19 protein-coding genes and 1 pseudogene are annotated in these 17,910 nt (G+C 62.6%); 7 read left to right on the top strand and 13 right to left on the bottom strand.

Annotation, left to right across the window (positions count from 1 at the left end; translation table 11 throughout):
• Positions 1 to 62: 62 nt before the first annotated feature.
• The gene (locus ACQKIK_RS07235) at positions 63 to 2,444 is read right to left on the bottom strand and encodes a heavy metal translocating P-type ATPase (RefSeq protein WP_499135403.1); all 2,382 of its coding nucleotides are present in this window, start codon (positions 2,442 to 2,444) and stop codon (positions 63 to 65) included.
• Between the two features lie 155 nt (positions 2,445 to 2,599).
• Between ACQKIK_RS07235 and ACQKIK_RS07230 the strand changes: the two genes are divergently transcribed.
• Positions 2,600 to 2,791 carry a heavy-metal-associated domain-containing protein gene (locus ACQKIK_RS07230; protein ID WP_045424518.1) on the top strand — a complete coding sequence of 64 codons (192 nt, stop codon included), beginning with the start codon at positions 2,600 to 2,602 and terminating at the stop codon, positions 2,789 to 2,791.
• Positions 2,792 to 2,835: 44 nt separating this feature from the next.
• Here ACQKIK_RS07230 and ACQKIK_RS07225 read toward each other — a convergent pair whose 3' ends face one another.
• Entirely contained in the window at positions 2,836 to 3,465 is a 630-nt protein-coding gene (locus ACQKIK_RS07225; RefSeq protein WP_045424521.1) for a TetR family transcriptional regulator, read from the bottom strand.
• Positions 3,466 to 3,672: 207 nt separating this feature from the next.
• On the opposite strand from ACQKIK_RS07225, the gene ACQKIK_RS07220 reads away from it, so the two are divergent.
• Positions 3,673 to 4,872, top strand: coding sequence for a Bcr/CflA family multidrug efflux MFS transporter (locus ACQKIK_RS07220; RefSeq protein WP_499135402.1), 1,200 nt, complete (start codon positions 3,673 to 3,675; stop codon positions 4,870 to 4,872).
• 24 nt (positions 4,873 to 4,896) lie between these two features.
• Here ACQKIK_RS07220 and ACQKIK_RS07215 read toward each other — a convergent pair whose 3' ends face one another.
• Positions 4,897 to 5,910 (bottom strand): zinc-binding alcohol dehydrogenase family protein, encoded by a 1,014-nt coding sequence (locus tag ACQKIK_RS07215; protein WP_499135400.1) that lies wholly within the window; start codon positions 5,908 to 5,910, stop codon positions 4,897 to 4,899.
• Between the two features lie 107 nt (positions 5,911 to 6,017).
• Here ACQKIK_RS07215 and ACQKIK_RS07210 point away from each other — a divergent pair, with 107 nt between their 5' ends.
• Entirely contained in the window at positions 6,018 to 6,938 is a 921-nt protein-coding gene (locus tag ACQKIK_RS07210; RefSeq protein WP_499135398.1) for a LysR family transcriptional regulator, read from the top strand.
• A 27-nt stretch (positions 6,939 to 6,965) separates the two neighbouring features.
• Here the strand turns inward: ACQKIK_RS07210 and ACQKIK_RS07205 are convergent, their stop codons facing one another.
• Complete coding sequence (locus ACQKIK_RS07205) at positions 6,966 to 7,916, bottom strand: adenosine deaminase (protein ID WP_499135396.1); 951 nt, start codon at positions 7,914 to 7,916, stop codon at positions 6,966 to 6,968.
• A gap of 175 nt (positions 7,917 to 8,091) precedes the next feature.
• Here ACQKIK_RS07205 and ACQKIK_RS07200 point away from each other — a divergent pair, with 175 nt between their 5' ends.
• Positions 8,092 to 8,301: a hypothetical protein gene (locus tag ACQKIK_RS07200; protein ID WP_499135394.1), complete on the top strand. Its 210-nt coding sequence runs from the start codon at positions 8,092 to 8,094 to the stop codon at positions 8,299 to 8,301.
• 183 nt (positions 8,302 to 8,484) lie between these two features.
• On the opposite strand, the gene ACQKIK_RS07195 is transcribed toward ACQKIK_RS07200, so the two are convergent.
• Together ACQKIK_RS07195 and ACQKIK_RS07190 are read right to left on the bottom strand one after the other, a co-directional pair.
• Entirely contained in the window at positions 8,485 to 8,766 is a 282-nt protein-coding gene (locus ACQKIK_RS07195; RefSeq protein ID WP_499135392.1) for a hypothetical protein, read from the bottom strand.
• 151 nt (positions 8,767 to 8,917) lie between these two features.
• The gene (locus ACQKIK_RS07190; RefSeq protein ID WP_499135391.1) at positions 8,918 to 9,508 is read right to left on the bottom strand and encodes an IMPACT family protein; all 591 of its coding nucleotides are present in this window, start codon (positions 9,506 to 9,508) and stop codon (positions 8,918 to 8,920) included.
• A 202-nt stretch (positions 9,509 to 9,710) separates the two neighbouring features.
• Here ACQKIK_RS07190 and ACQKIK_RS07185 point away from each other — a divergent pair, with 202 nt between their 5' ends.
• Entirely contained in the window at positions 9,711 to 10,040 is a 330-nt protein-coding gene (locus ACQKIK_RS07185) for a four-helix bundle copper-binding protein (RefSeq protein WP_499135389.1), read from the top strand.
• 52 nt (positions 10,041 to 10,092) lie between these two features.
• On the opposite strand, the gene ACQKIK_RS07180 is transcribed toward ACQKIK_RS07185, so the two are convergent.
• Genes ACQKIK_RS07180 through dksA form a run of 3 tightly spaced genes read right to left on the bottom strand, consistent with a single transcriptional unit; the run spans position 10,093 to position 12,353 of the window.
• Positions 10,093 to 10,737: a DUF1826 domain-containing protein gene (locus tag ACQKIK_RS07180; protein WP_499135882.1), complete on the bottom strand. Its 645-nt coding sequence runs from the start codon at positions 10,735 to 10,737 to the stop codon at positions 10,093 to 10,095.
• The gene (zigA, locus tag ACQKIK_RS07175; protein WP_499135387.1) at positions 10,737 to 11,939 is read right to left on the bottom strand and encodes a zinc metallochaperone GTPase ZigA; all 1,203 of its coding nucleotides are present in this window, start codon (positions 11,937 to 11,939) and stop codon (positions 10,737 to 10,739) included. Before zigA ends, ACQKIK_RS07180 begins: the two co-directional genes overlap by 1 nt.
• Before the next feature lie 9 nt (positions 11,940 to 11,948).
• On the bottom strand, positions 11,949 to 12,353 hold the full coding sequence (dksA, locus tag ACQKIK_RS07170; protein ID WP_499135385.1) for an RNA polymerase-binding protein DksA: 405 nt from the start codon (positions 12,351 to 12,353) through the stop codon (positions 11,949 to 11,951).
• Positions 12,354 to 12,695: 342 nt separating this feature from the next.
• Between dksA and rutR the strand changes: the two genes are divergently transcribed.
• Positions 12,696 to 13,373 carry an HTH-type transcriptional regulator RutR gene (gene rutR / locus ACQKIK_RS07165; protein ID WP_499135881.1) on the top strand — a complete coding sequence of 226 codons (678 nt, stop codon included), beginning with the start codon at positions 12,696 to 12,698 and terminating at the stop codon, positions 13,371 to 13,373.
• 36 nt (positions 13,374 to 13,409) lie between these two features.
• On the opposite strand, the gene ACQKIK_RS07160 is transcribed toward rutR, so the two are convergent.
• The 3 genes and pseudogenes from ACQKIK_RS07160 to ACQKIK_RS07150 all read right to left on the bottom strand — a co-directional run bounded on the left by ACQKIK_RS07160 (position 13,410) and on the right by ACQKIK_RS07150 (position 16,710).
• Positions 13,410 to 14,591 (bottom strand): MFS transporter, encoded by a 1,182-nt coding sequence (locus ACQKIK_RS07160; RefSeq protein ID WP_499135382.1) that lies wholly within the window; start codon positions 14,589 to 14,591, stop codon positions 13,410 to 13,412.
• Positions 14,592 to 14,769: 178 nt separating this feature from the next.
• A pseudogene (locus ACQKIK_RS07155) lies at positions 14,770 to 15,603 on the bottom strand (GlxA family transcriptional regulator); the annotation flags it as partial.
• A gap of 300 nt (positions 15,604 to 15,903) precedes the next feature.
• On the bottom strand, positions 15,904 to 16,710 hold the full coding sequence (locus ACQKIK_RS07150; protein ID WP_045424551.1) for a helix-turn-helix domain-containing protein: 807 nt from the start codon (positions 16,708 to 16,710) through the stop codon (positions 15,904 to 15,906).
• 90 nt (positions 16,711 to 16,800) lie between these two features.
• On the opposite strand from ACQKIK_RS07150, the gene ACQKIK_RS07145 reads away from it, so the two are divergent.
• Positions 16,801 to 17,259: a carboxymuconolactone decarboxylase family protein gene (locus ACQKIK_RS07145; protein WP_045424553.1), complete on the top strand. Its 459-nt coding sequence runs from the start codon at positions 16,801 to 16,803 to the stop codon at positions 17,257 to 17,259.
• A 40-nt stretch (positions 17,260 to 17,299) separates the two neighbouring features.
• Here the strand turns inward: ACQKIK_RS07145 and ACQKIK_RS07140 are convergent, their stop codons facing one another.
• Positions 17,300 to 17,758: a hypothetical protein gene (locus ACQKIK_RS07140; protein WP_045424554.1), complete on the bottom strand. Its 459-nt coding sequence runs from the start codon at positions 17,756 to 17,758 to the stop codon at positions 17,300 to 17,302.
• Positions 17,759 to 17,910 lie beyond the last annotated feature (152 nt).

The raw sequence follows: 17,910 nt of genomic DNA, 5'->3' as shown, positions 1-17,910 counted from the left end.
TGTGCTGCGTCGGCGCGTTACTCCATGCGTCCCGCCGACCACAGCCCGCGCGCGGCGGCACGCTAGTCCTTCGGCTCCCAACGCTTTAGCAGCAACGCGTTGCTGACCACGCTGACACTCGACAGCGCCATCGCAGCGCCTGCTACCACCGGGCTGAGAAAGCCGAACGCTGCCAACGGAATACCCACCAGGTTGTAGATGAACGCCCAGAACAGGTTCTGCTGGATCTTGCGGTAGGTGCGGCGGCTGATCTCCAGTGCAGCGGGCACCAGGCGAGGATCGCCACGCATCAGGGTGATGCCGGCGGCATGCATGGCCACATCGGTCCCGCCGCCCATGGCAATACCGACATCGGCTGCGGCCAGCGCTGGCGCATCGTTTATGCCGTCGCCGACCATCGCCACCACCGCGCCGCCTTTTTTCAGCTCGGCGACCGTGGCCGCCTTGTCTGCCGGCAGCACTTCGGCATGCACGCTGTCGATCTGCAGGGCCTCAGCCACAACGCGCGCACTGCCGCGGTTGTCACCCGTGATCAAATGGCTGCGAATATGCCGGGCGTTGAGAGCTGCAATCGCTTCAGCGGCGCCTTCTTTGAGGCTGTCGCCAAAGGCGAACAGGCCGAGCACGCGAGGTTGCGGTGCAGTCTCGATCAGCCAGGACAGCGTGCGACCTTCGCTTTCCCAAGCTTCGGCTTTGCCCGCCAGCTCGCCCGGTTGCAGGCCGCTGTCGTCCATCAGCCTGCGATTACCCAGCGCCAGCGAGCGGCCATCAAGGTCGCCCGAGATGCCGCGACCGGTTAGCGACTGGCTGCGCTCAACGTCGGCGACCGTAATACCTTGTTCTGCGCAACGGTCGAGCACCGCCTGAGCGAGTGGATGTTCGCTGCCGCGTTGCAGTGCTCCAGCTTGTTGCAACAGCTCGGCTTCGTCGCCGTCCACGGCATGCAGATGCACGACGCGTGGCTTGCCGGAGGTGAGTGTGCCGGTCTTGTCGAAGGCGACGGCTGTCACGGCATGGGCGACTTCCAGCGCCTCGGCGTCCTTGATCAGAATGCCGTGGCGGGCGGCGACGCCGGTGCCCGCCATGATCGCCGCAGGTGTCGCAAGGCCCAAGGCGCAGGGGCAGGCGATCACCAGCACCGCAACCGCGTTGATCAACGCAACTTCAGCCGGAGCGCCGACAAACAGCCAGCCGGCGACCGTCATAAGGGCGATGACCAATACGGCCGGGACGAAGACCTGGCTGACCTTGTCCACCAGCTTCTGAATGGGTGCTTTGGCGGCCTGAGCGTCCTCCACCAACCGAATGATGCGCGCCAGCACCGTTTCGCCGCCGAGGGCCGTGGTGCGCACCAGCAAGCGGCCTTCGCCGTTGATCGCTCCACCGGTGATGCGGTCGCCCGGCTCTTTGTTCACCGGCAGGCTTTCACCGCTGATCAAGGCTTCATCGGCCTGGCTCTCACCTTCGACCACCTCGCCGTCCACCGGGAAGCGCTCGCCAGGCTTGACCAGTACCAGGTCGTCCAGGCGCAGGGCGGCGATGGCAACGTCCTCTTCACGACCGTCGACCACCCGTAAGGCGCGATCCGGCCTGAGCGCCTCCAGCGCACGGATAGCCGCGCTGGTCTGACGTTTGGCGCGGCTTTCCAGATACTTGCCCAACAGGACGAGGGCGATCACCACAGCCGACGCTTCGAAATACAGATGCGGCATCTGCCCGGCCTCAACGGCCCACCACTGGTAGAGGCTCAAGCCGTAACCGGCGCTGGTGCCGATCGCAACCAGCAAATCCATGTTGCCGGCGCCAGCGCGCACGGCTTTCCAGCCGGCCACATAAAAACGCGCCCCGAGGATGAATTGCACAGGTGTGGCGAGCAGAAATTGAATCCAGGGTGGCAGCATCCAATGCAGCCCCAGCAGGTCGCCGAACATCGGGATCACCAGCGGCGCGGCCAGCAGCAACGCGGCGATCACTGCCCAGCGTTCGCGGCGCAGACGGCTTTCGCCTGTGTCTGCGGCGGGCTCGCTATCGCTGCTGGCCTGTGCCTTGTAGCCGGCTGCTTCGACGGCCTGGATCAGTACCGTTGCGTCTACCGCGCCGAGCACCTCGATGCGTGCGCGTTCGCTGGCCAGGTTCACCGTCGCGCTGCGTACGCCCGGGACTTTGAGCAGGGCGCGCTCGATGCGGCCGGCGCAGCTGGCGCAGGTCATGCCTTCGATAGCCAGCTCCAGCGTCTGCACCGGCACGCCGTAACCCGCCTTTTCCACGGCTTGTATCAGCGCGGCGATATCGCCTTCATGGGTTTGCACGCGGACCTGCTCGGCGGCGAGGTTCACCGCCGCATCGTCGACGCAGGGCACCTTCAGCAGGGCGCGTTCGACCCGCCCGGCGCAGCTGGCGCAGGTCATGCCGGTAATAGGCAAAGTGTAGGTTGCGCTGGTCATGGTTCGCTCCGAATGGGCCTGATGCCGATGATGATCAACCTTCACCTTATGGGAAGGTCAAGTCGAGTAACAGGTTGTCGCAGCCAGTCTATTGACCTTATCAGTATGGCAAGGTTGAGCATGCTGAAGTTGTCAATAAACGAGAGGAGCACCTGATGCAGACGTTCAACGTGACAGGCATGACTTGCGCGCATTGCCAGCGCGCCGTGACCCAGGCGATTCAGTCCCGAGATCCCAGTGCCAAGGTTGATGTCGATCTTGAGGCAGGTGTGGTGCGAGTGGAGGGTGGGCTGGACGAGGCGGCTATCCGCGAGGCCATTGAAGAAGAGGGCTATCAGGTCCAGTGACGCGATACGCGGCAGCCGGTGCTGCCGCGTTTTTATGCGATAGGTCAGTGGGCGACGGAACTGTCCCAGTCCTTCACCAGGCCACGGAACACCGGGTCGATCAGGGCGGCGCAATCCTTTTCCGGATCGAACAGGGTCGGATCACGGGTCCAGTCGCTGAACACACCGACGATCAGCGCGTGCAAGGTGCGCGCGGCCAGTTTTGGCGTGATGCCTGGATAGAGACTGTCGGCGGCACTCTCCAGCAGTTTCTCGCATAGCTCGATAAACAGATTGATGAACGCGTGGTGGCGTTCTTCCGCTTCGCGCAGTTCTTCCGTGAATTCGCAGCGGTGCAGGAGAATGGTCATCACGCGGCGCTTCTGCTCGTCCCGGCCCAGTGCACTGATGCCTTCGATGCAGAGTTCATGCAGCGCTCGCAACGGCTGCTGCTGGGTGCAACTGCAGAGTCGCTCGGCCATTTGCTCCGGCGGCAGGCGAACCTGGTTGAGCATTTCATGAAACAGATGTGCCTTGTTCTGGAAATGCCAATACACAGCGCCGCGAGTCACCCCGGCGTCGCGGGCAATCTGATCCAGGCTGGTATGCGCCACACCCTTGTCGAGAAATAGCCGCTCGGCAGAGGCGAGCAGGGCGATACGGGTCTTTTCGGCGTCTTCTTTGGTTCTTCGCATGTGAGAGCTACGGCAGCCTGACGCTGCATTGATTAAGGCCTTGGCGGGCGGGCTATGCGGAGTTTGTCCTTCAACTTCTGCAACTTTGGATGTTTACAATCGTCTGTGTATGTAACAGCATCTGACCTTCTCTGTAAATGATCGATCTCTACTGCGGCTTCCCTGCGCGTTGACGCTTCGGCTTTTTCCGCTTCGCGAGTTCTCTCCATGCCCCTTCCGATTTTGCTCATCCTGGGCGCTCTTAGCGCCTTTGGCCCGCTGGCCATCGACTTCTATCTACCCGCGTTTCCCTCGATTGCGCGCGCTTTTGCCACAGACGTGGAACACGTCCAGCTGTCGCTGGCGGCTTACTTCATCGGCCTGGCCCTTGGTCAGCTGATCTATGGGCCCCTGGCGGATCGGTATGGCCGGCGTTGGCCGCTGTTGGTGGGCGTGACGCTGTTTACTCTGGCGTCGCTGGCGTGCGCGTTCGCGCCGTCGCTGGACTGGCTGATCGCCGCGCGTTTCGTCCAGGCGCTGGGTGGCTGTGCAGGCATCGTGGTGACCCGCGCGGTTGTGCGTGACAGCTGCGATCCGGTCCAGGGCGCCAAAGTCTTTTCCCAACTGATGCTGGTGATGGGGCTGGCGCCGATCCTCGCACCACTGGCGGGTGGGCTGTTGATGAACGTCTTTGGCTGGCAGGCGATCTTCGTCTCGCTGACGATATTCAGTGCGCTGTGCGGCGTTGCAGTCGCGATGCGGCTGCCGGAGACCTTGCCGGCTGATGCGCCCAAACACGCTCTGAGCGGAACCTTCGGGCGCTACGTCGCCTTGTTTCGTGACGGCGAATTCATCGCCTTCGCGCTCTCCGGCGGTGTAGCCATGGCGGGCATGTTTGCCTATATCGCCGGGTCGCCCTTCGTCTTCATCGAGCTTTATGGGGTTCCGGCCGAGCACTACGGATGGCTGTTCGGCAGCAATGCGGCTGGATTCATCCTCGTTTCGCAGATCAATGCACGGCTGTTGCGCTTGCGCGGTCCGGGTTTCTGGTTAAGGCGCCTGGTTTGGTTCTACTTCGCTTGCGGCGCGGCGCTGTTGGTGATCGCGCTGAGCGAGCCCGATGCGCTGTGGCCGTTGCTGATCCCCTTGTTCGCCGGGCTGGCGAGCCTTGGCAGCATCCTGCCCAACGCGACTGCTTGTGCCATGGCAAAGCAGGGCAAGCAGGCGGGGCTGGCGTCGGCCTTGATGGGCAGCATGCAGTTTTGCGTCGCTGCCTTTGCATCGGCAGCGGTGGGTTGGATGCATAACGGCACCGCGGTGCCGATGGCCCTGGCGATCACGGTGTGTGCTGGCCTGGCGGCGTGTCTGGCCTGGTACACCGGCCAGATCGCGATTTCGCAGCCCAACCAGGAGGCCGCCTCGTCCTGAGGCGGCACGCCAGCCGACCAGAGGTCAGAAGCCTTCGAGGACGATCTTGCCCTTGGCTTTGCCGCTTTCGATGAAGCCATGGGCGCGACGCAGATTTTTGGCGTTGATCGTGCCGTAGTGCTCACCCAGCGTGGTTTTGAGTACGCCGCTGTCGATCAGCTCGGCGACCCGGTTGAGCAACTCGTGCTGGGCGATCATGTCCGGCGTCTGGTACAGCGAACGGGTGTACATGAACTCCCAGTGCAGCGACAGGCTCTTGCGCTTGAGCAGGCTGATGTCGAGGCTTGCCGGATCGTCGATCAAGGCCAGGCGCCCTTGAGGCTGCAACGCCTCGACGATCTGCGCCAGATGCACGTCGGTGTGGGTCAGGCTGGCAACGTGGGTGACGTCGGCGATGCCCACTCGTTGCAGCTCGGCGGCCAGTGGCTGGCTGTGATCGATCACTTCATGAGCGCCCAGCTCTCGCACCCAGTCCTGGGTTTCGCTGCGCGAGGCCGTGCCGATTACCTTCAGTCCGGTCAGCTGGCGCGCCAGCTGCGTCATGATCGAACCGACACCTCCTGCTGCACCGACAATGAGTAGACGCTGGTCACGCTCATCTTTGCTTTCGCTGATTTCCAAACGCTCGAACAGCAGTTCCCAGGCGGTGATCGACGTCAGCGGCAGCGCCGCTGCAGCCGCGAAATCCAGTGTTGCGGGCTTACGGCCGACGATGCGCTCGTCTACCCGATGCAGCTCGCTGTTGGCGCCGGGGCGGTCCAGCGCGCCGGCATAGAACACCTCATCGCCGGGCTGGAAGAGGGTGACTTCGCTGCCTACCGCGCGCACCACGCCGGCGACATCCCAGCCGAGCACCTGATATTGACCGGCTTCCGGCTGCACGCGCATGCGGATCTTGGTATCCACCGGGTTCACCGAAATGGCGCGGACCTCGACCAGCAGGTCGCGCGGGCCGGGTGTGGGATCAGGCAGTTCGATGTCGATCAGTGAATTCACGTCGTCGACTGGCAGGGAGTGTTGGTAGCCGATGGCTTTCATCGTGAGTCTCCTTCTAGAGCTGAGAATTGAATACCGCCATGTTCGGCTTTCGCGCTGCGATGAAAAACCGCATATTTCGCAGAGACTCTTTCAATGGAATATTGAAAATGCTGCGTAGCGATGACCTACAGGTATTCGTGCTGACCGCTGAACTGGGGAGCCTATCGGCCGCTGCTCGGCAGCTGGAATTGTCGCCGGCCGTGGCCAGTGCGGCGCTCAAGCGACTGGAAGCGCAATTGGGTTGCCGCTTGCTGGTGCGTTCGACCCGGAGCCTGAGGCTGACGGGCGAAGGCGAGCTCTATTTGCCCCATGCGCGTTCGGCCTTGCAGAGCCTGGTCGAGGGTCAACAACTGCTTGCGGGCGGTAAAGCGACTATCAGTGGCACGCTGCAGCTGTCAGCGCCGTCAGATTTCGGCCGCAATGTGCTGCTGCCCTGGCTGGACGAGTTCCAGCTGCAGCACCCGCTCTTGAGCCTTCGACTGTTATTGGCGGATCGCAATGCCGACCTGTTTCGGCAGTCGGTCGATATCGCGCTGCGCTATGGCCAGCCGGAAGATTCCAGCCTGGTGGCGGTCCCGGTGGCGGCGGCCAATCGGCGCGTGCTCTGCGCTTCGCCGGGCTACCTGGCGGCACATGGATCGCCGCGCACGCTGGCCGATCTCGTCGACCATAATTGTCTGCGATTCATGTTGGCCGGGCGGGTGCATGAGCGCTGGTGCTTTCTCGACGACCGCCGCCGCGAGCTGGAGCAGCTGGTGAGCGGTGATCGCGTCAGCGACGATGCCGATGTGGTGCGCCGCTGGGCGCTGGCCGGGCGGGGCGTGGTGTATAAATCCTGGCTGGACATCGCTCAGGATGTGCAGTCGGAGCGACTGGTGGTGCTGTTGCCGGAGCTGCTGGGCGAGCCGACGCCGCTGAACCTGATCTGTGCCCATCGTGCACATTTGGGCGAACGGGTGCGGCTGTTACGCGAGCACCTGGTTGAGCGATGCCAGAGGCTGATCCAGCTGGCGCCGTTCGCCCCTTGACGGGCCGCGCACGGCGGCCCTTATCGATCACTTGGCCAGGCGGGCGTCGAGGCTGTTCTGTGCCAGCCGGCGAGCCTGACCCTCGGTCATGCCCAGGCTTTCATGCAGTGCCATGAAGTTCTCCGTTACGTAGCCGCCGAAGTAGGCCGGATCGTCGGAGTTCACCGTCACCTTCACGCCCTGTTCCAGCATCTGCAGGATGTTGTGTTGGCTCATGTCATCGAACACGCAGAGCTTGGTGTTCGACAGCGGGCAGACCGTAAGCGGAATCTGCTCGGCGATCAGCCGTTCAATCAATTTCGGGTCCTCTGATGCACGCACGCCGTGGTCGATGCGGCTGACCTTGAGCAGGTCCAGCGCTTCCCAGATGTATTCCGGCGGGCCTTCTTCGCCGGCATGGGCGACGGCGAGGAAACCTTCAGCGCGGGCCTTGGCGAAGACTCGCTCGAACTTGCTCGGTGGATGTCCCATTTCGGAACTGTCCAGGCCAACCGCGAAGAAGGCATCACGGAAAGGCATCGCCTGTTCCAGCGTCTTGAAGGCTTCCTCTTCCGGCAGATGACGCAGGAAGCTCAGGATCAGGCCGCTGCTGATGCCGAGCAGCTCGCGACCATCGGCCAGCGCGCCACTGATGCCGCGCATCGCGACCTCGAACGGGATGCCGCGATCAGTGTGAGTCTGCGGATCGTAGAAGGGCTCGGTGTGCACGACGTTCTGCTCTTCGCACTTCTGCAGGTACGCCCAGGTCAGGTCATAGAAGTCCTGCTCGGTGCGCAGCACATCGGCGCCGGCGTAGTAGAGATCGAGGAACTCTTGCAGGTTGCCGAAGTTATAGGCGCTGCGCAGCGCATCGACGTTATCCCAGGGCAGGGCGATCTTGTTGCGTTCAGCCAGGCGAAACAACAGCTCGGGTTCGAGTGAGCCTTCGAGGTGCAGATGAAGCTCGGCTTTCGGTAGGGCGTTTAGCCAGTCGTACATGAGAGATTCCCCATCTGGAAAAGGCGCATTTAATCACGCTGGCCGGATTGACCCCAGGGTCAGATGCCAGCCGCTGCGGGTAGGGTGGGCTTCAGCCCACCGTTTTTCCGCTTATGGATTTATGTCACCGCGTTGCACGCTCAGTTCGTCACGTGCCGTAAGAGCTGTGCAAAAAATGAGCAAGGTCGTCGAAGCGAGAGCGGGCGCGGTTAAGCGCGCTCAGCCCAACGGTTATCCACAATCTTGTCCACCTGTTCTGCGGATAACCAAACAGATGCGTGGTGGCGACGTGAAATCATCCGTCCAAGCTGATTTGAAGCGTAAAAAATGCTTGCGAATCAATGGTTTTTCGCATCTCGACGGGCTGCTAAAGCGTTTCGGTTAAAAAATGAACGAAGGTGCCCAGGCCGCGTCGCCGTTGGGTTTGCCGCATTGTTCCCAGTGTTATCCACAATGTGATGCACACGAACGGTGGACAACCTGCGGACGAAAAAAAAGCCACGCTTGCCTGGGGCAGCGTGGCTTTCGAGTGCAGGCGCGCCGATAAGGCGCACGCCTCTACTATCTGTCAGTTCTGAGTGGGGGCGGGTGCGCGTGGCTCCACGGGTTCACCTACGTCCGGCTCGTCGTCGTCGGGCATGGTGACATCGACATCAGGCACTGTGACGGTCTTTTCCTTGGTGCCTACGTCCACTTCTGGCGCATCCACGTCATATTCCGGCATGTTGCCGCCTTCGACTTCAACGTCTGGGAGCGAGCCTTCTTCGGTTTTTTCGACGTCGCAGCCTGCCATCCCTAGGGTGGTGAGCAGTACGGCGCCGGGGATCAGCCACTTATATTTGCTTTTCATTCATCAGACTCCTGTTTCGCAGCGGAATGCGTGTCTCGGCACTTCCACTCGTTTGTGTTGGGGCACGTACGCATGAATGCGCCGACCCAACGGCAAGTGCCGCTGTTATAGGGACTTCTCTGATATCGCGCAGTTCAACGGGGAACGATGCTCAAGGGTCAAGCGGGTGCAGTTCCGAGCGGCCACGGCTGATGTCGGACAGGAGTTTCTGCACCTGGGGTTGTTGCGCTGCGGGGAAGGCCAGCTGCAGCTCGGCGCCTTCCGCGTCGAAGGTTTCGCTGTCGATCAATGCGTCAAAGTCGCTCAGGCGCGACTTGAGCAGCGCCAGCTCGGCAAAGCGGCAATGACAGCTGCAGCGAACCCGGGCGACCAGCTCTACGCGCTCGCCAGTCTGCAGGCATTTCGCCGCCGAGCCGCCGTAAGCACGTGCCAGGCCGCCGGTTCCCAGCTGGATGCCGCCGAACCAGCGAATCACTACCACCACCACCTGGTCGCACTCCTGCCCTTCGATCGCGGTCAGCATGGGTCGCCCGGCCGTTCCGCCGGGCTCGCCGTCATCACTGAATCGGTACTGATTGCCAACCTTCCACGCCCAGCAGTTATGCGTGGCGCTGGCGTCGCTGACCGCCTGGATGAAAGCCTGAGCCTCCTCGGCACTGGACACGGGCGCAGCCTTGGCCAGGAAGCGGCTCTTGCGGATGGTTTCTTGATATTCGCAAGGTGCGGCGAGGGTGGAGGTCATGTGCATCGCGGAACTGGCAAAGGGATCGGGAATTGTAGCGATGACCGCAGCCGAGCGGGGACCCGATGCGCAACGCGCTGTGGGGTGAATGGACCATTGGGTCGATCAAACTGAACTTCGAGCGGTGTACCCGGCACGAACTGTATGAAGGGGGCGATTCGCTCTCACCCATTTCGCGAACATCGACCTTGGAGGAACCCCAATGCTTAATTCCAAGTACGAGGCTTGCATTCAGGCCTGTTCCAACTGCGCCATCGTATGCGAAACCTGCGCCGCTTCATGCCTGCGCGAAGACGACGTCAAGATGATGGCTCGCTGCATCGAGCTCGACCGCGACTGCGCCGACCTTTGCGCACTCGCCGCCACGCTGATGGCACGCGACAGCAAGTTGGCCAAAGAGATGTGCCGTATCTGTGCTCAGGCCTGCCGCGAGTGCGACGAAGAGTGCGGTAGCCATCAGATGGACCACTGCCAGGCCTGCGCCGAAGCCTGCCGCAAGTGCGCCGAAGAGTGTGAAAAGATGGCTGCCTGATCGAAATGAGCTACATCCCCAAGGGCCGATTAGCGCAGCTGTCGGCCCTTTTTCATGCCAGCCAATCGAGCGTCAGGATCAGCCGCTTGTTTGCCGGAGAGGTCAGCGGTGACCGGTGGATGATGCCGGCGCCTTCGTTTCCGGTCCATTTCTCGCCTTTGAAGAGCGCGACCTCACCTGCTAGCAGTTGCTGAATGTCTCGGCTGTCATGCGGTTCAGCGGCCGGCTCGCCCAGACGGTGACGCGGCATGGCACCTTCGTGCAACCACTCGCTGCCGGGGCCGGCATAGGTGGTGATCAACCGCAGCGGCACGTGATCGACATGGAAGCGCGGGCACATGGGCTTGTCCAACACACGCAGGCGCACCCCGATGCGCCGTGTTCCAAGCAGGCACGTGAAGGCGCTGACAAGCCACGCTACATCGGCGACGAATTCGCTGTGACCGGTGATGCCACGGTAGGCTGCCGCCAACGATGGCATCGATACGGTGCCGCTTGCGTCTGGCTCGACGGTCAGTGATTCGGAAAAGGGCTCTTCCAGCGCCCGCAGCGCCCCGGCGAACTGGTCGATTGGAGACGGTAACTGACGTTGCCAGGCCGCGAGGTTGACACCATCGATCAGCGCATCGGCGAGTACGGCAGGAGTCTCGCCAAACACCTGCTGCGGTGATCCCCAGGCCAACTGTCTCGCCAGTATCATGCGACCTCCTCGAGCCAGGGAGCGAAGGGATCATCCATGCGCAACCAGTGCTCGGGGCCAAGGTTCCATTCGTAGTCGCTTAGCAGGCAGGTGTCGAGTTCTGCGCGCAGGCGGTGAAAGTCGATGTTCTGGCCGATGAACACCAATTCCTGTCGGCAATCACCGCATTCGTCGGTCCATTTTTGCTGGATCGCGACGCGTGACGCTTCGTCTTCCGGCCACTGGGCCTCGGGTGTGAATCGCCACCAGCGCCCTGCATAGTCGTAGCGCATCAGCCCGCCGGCCTGGGACCAGCTGCCGGCTTCCTGCGGACGACTGGCCAACCAGAAATAGCCCTTCGAGCGAAGCAGGCGGCCATTTGTCCATTCGCGGCTTAGGAAGTTGTGAAAGCGCTGCGGGTGGAAGGGGCGCCGCGCGAGGTAGGCCGTCGAGGCAATGCCATATTCCTCGGTCTCGGGGACGTGCTCGCCGCGCATTTCCTTGAGCCAGCCCGGCGCCTGGGCGGCCCGCTCGAAATCGAAGCGGCCGGTATCGAGGATCTTTGCCAGCGCCACATTGCCCATGCTCATGGGCAGGATTTCGGCATGGGTGTTCAGGCGGCCCAGGATCGCGATGAGCTCCTCGCGCTCGGCGCTGGAGATCAGATCGATCTTGCTGATGAGGATGACGTCAGCGAACTCCACCTGCTCGATCAGCAGCTCAGTGATGGAGCGCTCATCGTCCTCGCCCAGTGTTTCGCCCCGGCTTGCCAGGCTTTCGGCTTCGTGGAAGTCGCGCAGGAAATTGACCCCGTCGACTACCGTGACCATGGTGTCCAGACGTGCAAGGTCGGCGAGGCTCTGACCCTGCTCGTCGCGGAAGGTGAAGGTCTCGGCCACCGGCAGCGGCTCGGAAATGCCGGTGGATTCGATCAGCAGATAATCGAAGCGACCCTCGCGGGCGAGCTTGCCGACCTCTTCGAGCAGGTCCTCGCGCAGGGTGCAGCAGATACAGCCGTTGCTCATCTCGACCAGCTTCTCTTCGGCGCGATTGAGGCTGACGTCGCGCTGGACTTCGGCGCCGTCGATGTTGATCTCGCTCATGTCGTTGACGATGACCGCGACGCGGCGACCTTCACGGTTCTTCAGGATGTGATTGAGCAGCGTGCTTTTGCCGGCACCGAGGAAGCCGGACAGCACAGTGACGGGGAGGCGATTCATGGCGATCTCTCAGGCGGTTCGTTGGTGTTTTTCGCGTTGTTCTTGGCGCTCTTTGGCTTCGATGCTCAGCGTCGTAGTGGGGCGCAGCAGCAGGCGTTTCAGGCCTATGGGCTCGCCGGTTTCATCGCACCAGCCGTAGTCGCCCCGGGCCAGGCTATCGAGGGAGTCGTCGATCTTGTCGAGCAGCTTCTTTTCCCTTTCCAGCAGCCGCAGCTGCCACTGGCGCTGTTCTTCGGTGGTGCCGATGTCGGATGGGTCGCTACTGGGCTCGTAGTGGCGCAGCAGCTGAAATTCCTCGGCAATGCGCGCGTGCAGCTCCGTGCGTTGGCGCAGCAGCAAGTCACGAAAGAAACTTTGCTGAGCCTCGTTCATATAGGCGTCGGCAGGGAGGGCGAGGAGTTCGGCTTCGGTCATGGCAGGTGCACAGCGAATTGAGTGCGATAGTTATAACATAACATTCTCTTTGCGGTGCAACATGAGGGGTGTCTATACAGCCAGCTGGAGATCAGTTGATTGAACGCAGCGTTTGAAACAGGCGCAGGACAGAATGTGAGTCGGCCTGAAAGGCTGCCTAGCGATCCGTGGTATAGCCAGATCAGTCCATGCGCTGCTCTGACGCTGCGCCCGTTGAGCAACGATAAGGTCGACCGTCGGCATTCCTGCGCGCATGCTTCGCCTCGCGCTACAGTAGCGGCCCGTTTGAGCCCGACCGGTAGCGATGTGACAGACCAGACCCCCGTACCACCACGCCGACGCCTGACCGCCAGCAAGACCGCCAAGATAAAAGGCTCGGCACGCGAGCCCAGCGCCAGCGCAGTCGACCGCCGTTCACGCATGATCGAAAGCAAGCGTGCGACCGTCATCGATGCCGCACTCGGCCTTTTCTCCCGCTTTGGCTTGTATGGCACCAGCCTCGATCAGATTGCCACCGCGGCCGACGTCTCCAAGACCAATCTGCTGTATTACTTCGACAGCAAAGAAGAGCTCTATGTCAGCGTCTTGCGGCAGTTGCTGGAAGTCTGGCTGCAGCCCTTGCAGACATTCGCTGCGGACCAGGACCCGATCGAAGCGATAAAGGGCTACCTGCGCGTCAAGCTGGAGCTTTCCCGCGATTATCCTGCTGAGTCGCGGTTGTTCTGCATGGAAGTCATGCAGGGCGCGCCGCTGATGCTTGCCGAGTTGGAGCAGCCTTTGCGCGAGCTCGTCGAGAGCAAGGTCGCGGTCATTCAGGGCTGGATAGACGCCGGGAAACTGGCTCCGGTCGAGCCCCGTCACCTGATCTTCTCGCTGTGGGCCACGACGCAGCACTACGCCGACTTCCGCGTGCAGATCGAGGCCGTTACAGGTAAGACGCTGGACGATCCGGTGTTTTTTGAAGAAGCGCTGACGAGTTTGCAAGCGCTGATACTCGATGGGATTCGGCCGCGCAGCTAGCGCACCTTGCTTATATGCAGCGACCGCAGGCTCCTCTCACGCTGGCTGCCGTTGCCGATAGGCCTCGGCGAGCTGCACCAGCAGTACCAGCGCGACGATCGGCAGCATGCCGATGTTCACCGCGGCCCACCCCGCCTGCGCGATCAATGCACCCGAGGCGAATGACATCACGGCGGCGACACTGCCGTTGCAGAGTTCCATCAAGCCCTGTGCCCGCGCTCGTTCCTGCGGCCCGTGCCCCTGCCCCAGCTGCGTGGTGCCGGCCACCAGCATCAAATTCCAGCCGATACCGAGCAGGCAGCTGCTGATCAGAAAATGCAGATGGCTGACACCGAGCAGGGCGACCAGCGCGCTCGCGATAAGCAATCCGCCGCCCAGGCAGGCCACCATCCTGCTACCCAGCCTGTCCACCAGCGGCCCGGCGATGAACGCCGGCAGGAACATGCCCAGCATGTGCCACTGGATCACCTGGCCGCTAACCTGCAGGTTCATGCCTTCGCCGTGCATTGCCAGGGGCGTTGCGTTCATCACAAGAATCATCAACCCGTGCCCAGCAGCGGTGGTCAACACGGCAGCTCTCACCACTGGCCGGGCAAGGAGGTCGCGCCAGGACACCGCGGAGGAGGCTGCCGGTACGGGTGCGCTAGCCTGGCTGCTCTTTAGTCCTGCCAGGATGAAGAATCCCACCGCAGCCAGTGCTGCAATCATCAGATAGGCGCCAGCAAAGGGCACGGAGACCAGGCCGCGTGCGGCGTCGCCAAGCGCGGGTGCAGCCAGCGCAGCGACCACGCCACCGCCGATCACACATCCTGTGGCTCGGCCTCTTAAGGCTTCACTCACCGCCTCCATGGCGGCAAACCGGTAATACATCGCCGACGCCTGATACGCGCCGATGGGCAGTGCGCCGAGGCAGAGCAGGGTGAAGCTGTCCAGCCAGAGCGACAGTGCACTTGTCAGACCGCCCAGCACGCCGGCCAGGGTGCCAACGAGAAAGCCTATCGTGCGGCCGCGGCGCTGCATTAACCACGCAATAGGCTGCAGAGCGAGCAGGCCGCCGAGCATCAGCACTGCAAGCGGCAGGGTCGCCAGGTCTGCAACGGGCGCCGGATGCAGGCCGACAATGGAGGTCAGGATGATGCCGGTCATCGAGCATGACCAGAACAGCGCCTGGGCGATGAACAGGCGCAGTACCTGGCTGTTGCTGAACAGTAGAAGCATGGGGTCGGCCCTTGTCATGAAAAGCGGGCACAGCGGAGCCTGGCAATGAGCCGGGTTGCCGTGAGCGATAAGTTGGGAGCTGGGAGGGCGCGCTAGCCGAAGCGCTGGAAGAAATCCCGGGGCCGACTGCAAGGTGCTTCTGGAAGCTGCGCCTGAGGTTTTCCGGGTGGCCGAATCCGGTCAGCCGCGCCACCGTCGCGATCGATGCCTGGGCATCGAGCAACAGGTTGCGGGCCGCCTCGAGCCGTACGCGTTCGACGTACTGCCCAGGGCCCATGCCAACCTCCAGGTTGAACAGTCGGCACAGGGTGCGTGGCGTGATGTGCGCCTGCTCGGCCAACGCCTCGATGGACAGGTCTTCGCCCAGGTGTCCGGAAATCCATTCAAGCAGTTCGGCGAGGCGGGCCACGCTACCGGTCGGCGCGGCCAGCATCGGGCTGAACTGGGTCTGCCCGCCTGGCCTGCGCAGAAACATCACCAGTCGTTGCGCCACTCTGAGGGCCAGCGCGCGCCCAAGGTCTGCCTCGATCAGCGCCAGTGCCAGGTCGATGCCCGCCGTGACGCCGGCCGAGCTGAACAGGTGAGCGGACTCCCGGTCCGTCGGGTCGTAGGTATGCAGCCGGTCGCCTTGTACCTCAATGGTGCTGTATTCACTTAAGGCTGCGAGGTCCGCCCAGTGAGTGGTCGCCTTGCGGCCGTCGAGTAGCCCGGCTTCGGCCAGAATAAGCGCGCCAGAACATACCGAGCCCAGACGGCGTATCTGCGGTTCGGCACAGCGAAGCCAGTCCAGTAGCGAGCGGTTGTGCATCTGCACCTGTACGCCACCGCCTCCCGGAACCAACAGCGTGTCCAATCCCGCGGGATCCATGCTGCCCCACGGGGCATCCGCAACCAGCTTGAACCCCGCGGAAGTGGCAAAGGGACCGGCCTGTTCGCCAATCAACAGCAGCGCATAGTGGGCGGCCAACCCCTGTCGTTGGCGCTCGACGTTGGCTGATGCAAACACCTGCATCGGCCCGGTCACGTCCAGGCTCATGACGTCGGGGTAAACCAGGCAGGCAATGGTGCGAGTGGCGTCCATGGTGCACCTCTCAGGAAGATGCCTGCAGTCTGCGGCTGCTATGGCCGTGTCGCAATGACAAGGACCCCACGGATCTTGCCATCGCCTGTGAGCTTACTTCTTCCCCGGCTGGGCTTTGCCGGACGGCACAGCTGGATGGCCGCCGCGTTCGCATGCGCTTGAGATGACCGTGAGGCGCGGGCATGCCGATCTGTGTGGACAGGTAATTCGGCGCGTGAAGAGCCAGGAGTCTTACCTCTCCGCGATCTTTACCCGGGCCCGATATTGCCCCGGCGTCATGCCGACCACCGTCTTGAAATCGTGGATGAAGTGCGCCTGATCGCTGTAGCCGCAGACCATGGCGGTATCCAGCAGTGGCTGGCCGGCGCGTAACTGGTTGCGGACCAGCGCCACACGCTGGATACGGCTGAATTGCTTGGGCGTCAGACCGACCTGATAGCGGAACAGCCGTTCCAGCTGGCGGTGGCCGAGCGGCACGGTCTGGAGCAGGTCCGCCAGCCGCGCCCGGCCCTGGTTGGTGGCGATCTGTTCCAGCAGCTGCTGCACCGGGGTGCGCCGCGCCTGGAGCGCACCGAGACGACCGAGCAGGGCCCGTTCAACCAGTGCCTGCTGCGCGTCCCGTTCCAATTCGGCCAACTGGTCAATCAGATGCGCGAGCGCCAGCCTGGGCCAGTCAGCGTCGTGAAGACCGGTCAGTTCGTCGAGGCCGATGCCGAACACGGGGGCACCCATGCCGGGAAGAAAACGTACGCCCATCATCTTGACCTGGCCGAGCAGCTGCAGCCGGGTGCTGGCCACTTGCGGCCCGGCGATCAGGGCCCGTCGCTCTCGCGGGGTGCCATCGAAACGCAGCGGATCAGCGAAGTTGAAGATCAGCCCGCTGCCGCCGTCCGGGTGCAGCATCTGCTCGTCATAGATCTGCGAGCCGTCGCCTTCCAGCCACCAGAAACGCTGGACGTATGCGGCCAGCGCCGGGCTCGGCGGGCGGGTGACGAAGCCCTGCAGGGAGGGCGGGCGGCCGTGCAAGGAAGCGGACATGGCGGGCGCTCAAAGATGTCGAAAATCTACAATAGCGCAGCGTGGCGGCTGCGTAGCCTGGGTTGCACATTCAACCGAGGAGTGACCACCATGCGTATGAACTACCAGACCGCCGCACCTGACGTGATGACCGCCATGATAGGGCTGGAAACCTATCTGGCAAGGCAGAGCCGCCGCGAGGATGGCGTCGACAAACCGCTGATGGAGCTGGTGAAGATTCGTGTCTCGCAGATCAACGGATGCGCCTTCTGCATCGACATGCACACCAAAGACGCTCGCGCCCTGGGCGAAACCGAACAGCGCATCTATGCCCTGAGCGCTTGGCGCGAAACGCCGTTTTTCACCGACCGCGAACGTGCTGCGCTGGCCTGGGCCGAGGCCAATACGCTGCTGCCTCAGGGTGTGTCGCAGCGGTTGTTCGAGGAGGCGCGCGAGTATTTTACCGAGGCCCAGCTCGCTAACCTGACCCTGGCCATCGTGACCATCAACGCCTGGAATCGCTTCGGGGTGTCCTTCGCGCCGGTGCCGGGCAGCTACCAGCCGGAGTAGAGCAACTACCTAGCACCGCTCGGCTGGAAGGACGAGCGGCTCAGGGCATGATCTGCTGGTTGCCCATGGCGCAGAAGCGATGCGCCTGCCGGGCAGCCGGCAACGCCCGTAGCTGCGTCATGCATTGGGCCTGGCTCGAGGTCCGTTCTACGTTGAGCTTCGAATGTTCGTCGACGCCAATCAGGTACGACCGGTTGTAACGTGGGCCGTCTTGCCAGCTGCTGAATTGCTGTTCACTGGTTGCGCAGCGGTATTGCATGTGGCCGGAGAAACCCTTGAAGCGGTCGCTGCGGAAAATGTGATGGTATTTTTGCCAGTCACGGTCGCGCTGGCCCGCGCGCACCGCTTCGCGGCAGCCTTCCAGTTCGGTGATGCCTGGTTCATGCAAGAAAATGCTCTGTGCCAGGCTGGAGCCGTCGAGCTGCATCGTGGCCACCAAATAGACCCGCTGTTCGGCTGCCTGTGTCGGTAGCGCCAACAGCAAACCCAGCGCCAACATCCCTGTTCTGATCAATCTGCAATGCTCCTGAAGGGCTGTCTCATCGAGGGCCGCACCCTAGCCGAGGAGTGTGTCGGGAAACAAGTGTGAGGAGTATCTAGGCAGACGGGTTGGCTCGCTGGCCCGTTCCGTGGTCGTGAACTCCCTTGAAG

Origin of the sequence: Pseudomonas sp. NPDC047961 (genome assembly GCF_050272435.1) — a bacterium.
GTDB lineage: Bacteria > Pseudomonadota > Gammaproteobacteria > Pseudomonadales > Pseudomonadaceae > Stutzerimonas.
This window is presented reverse-complemented; position numbering and strand designations above follow the sequence as displayed.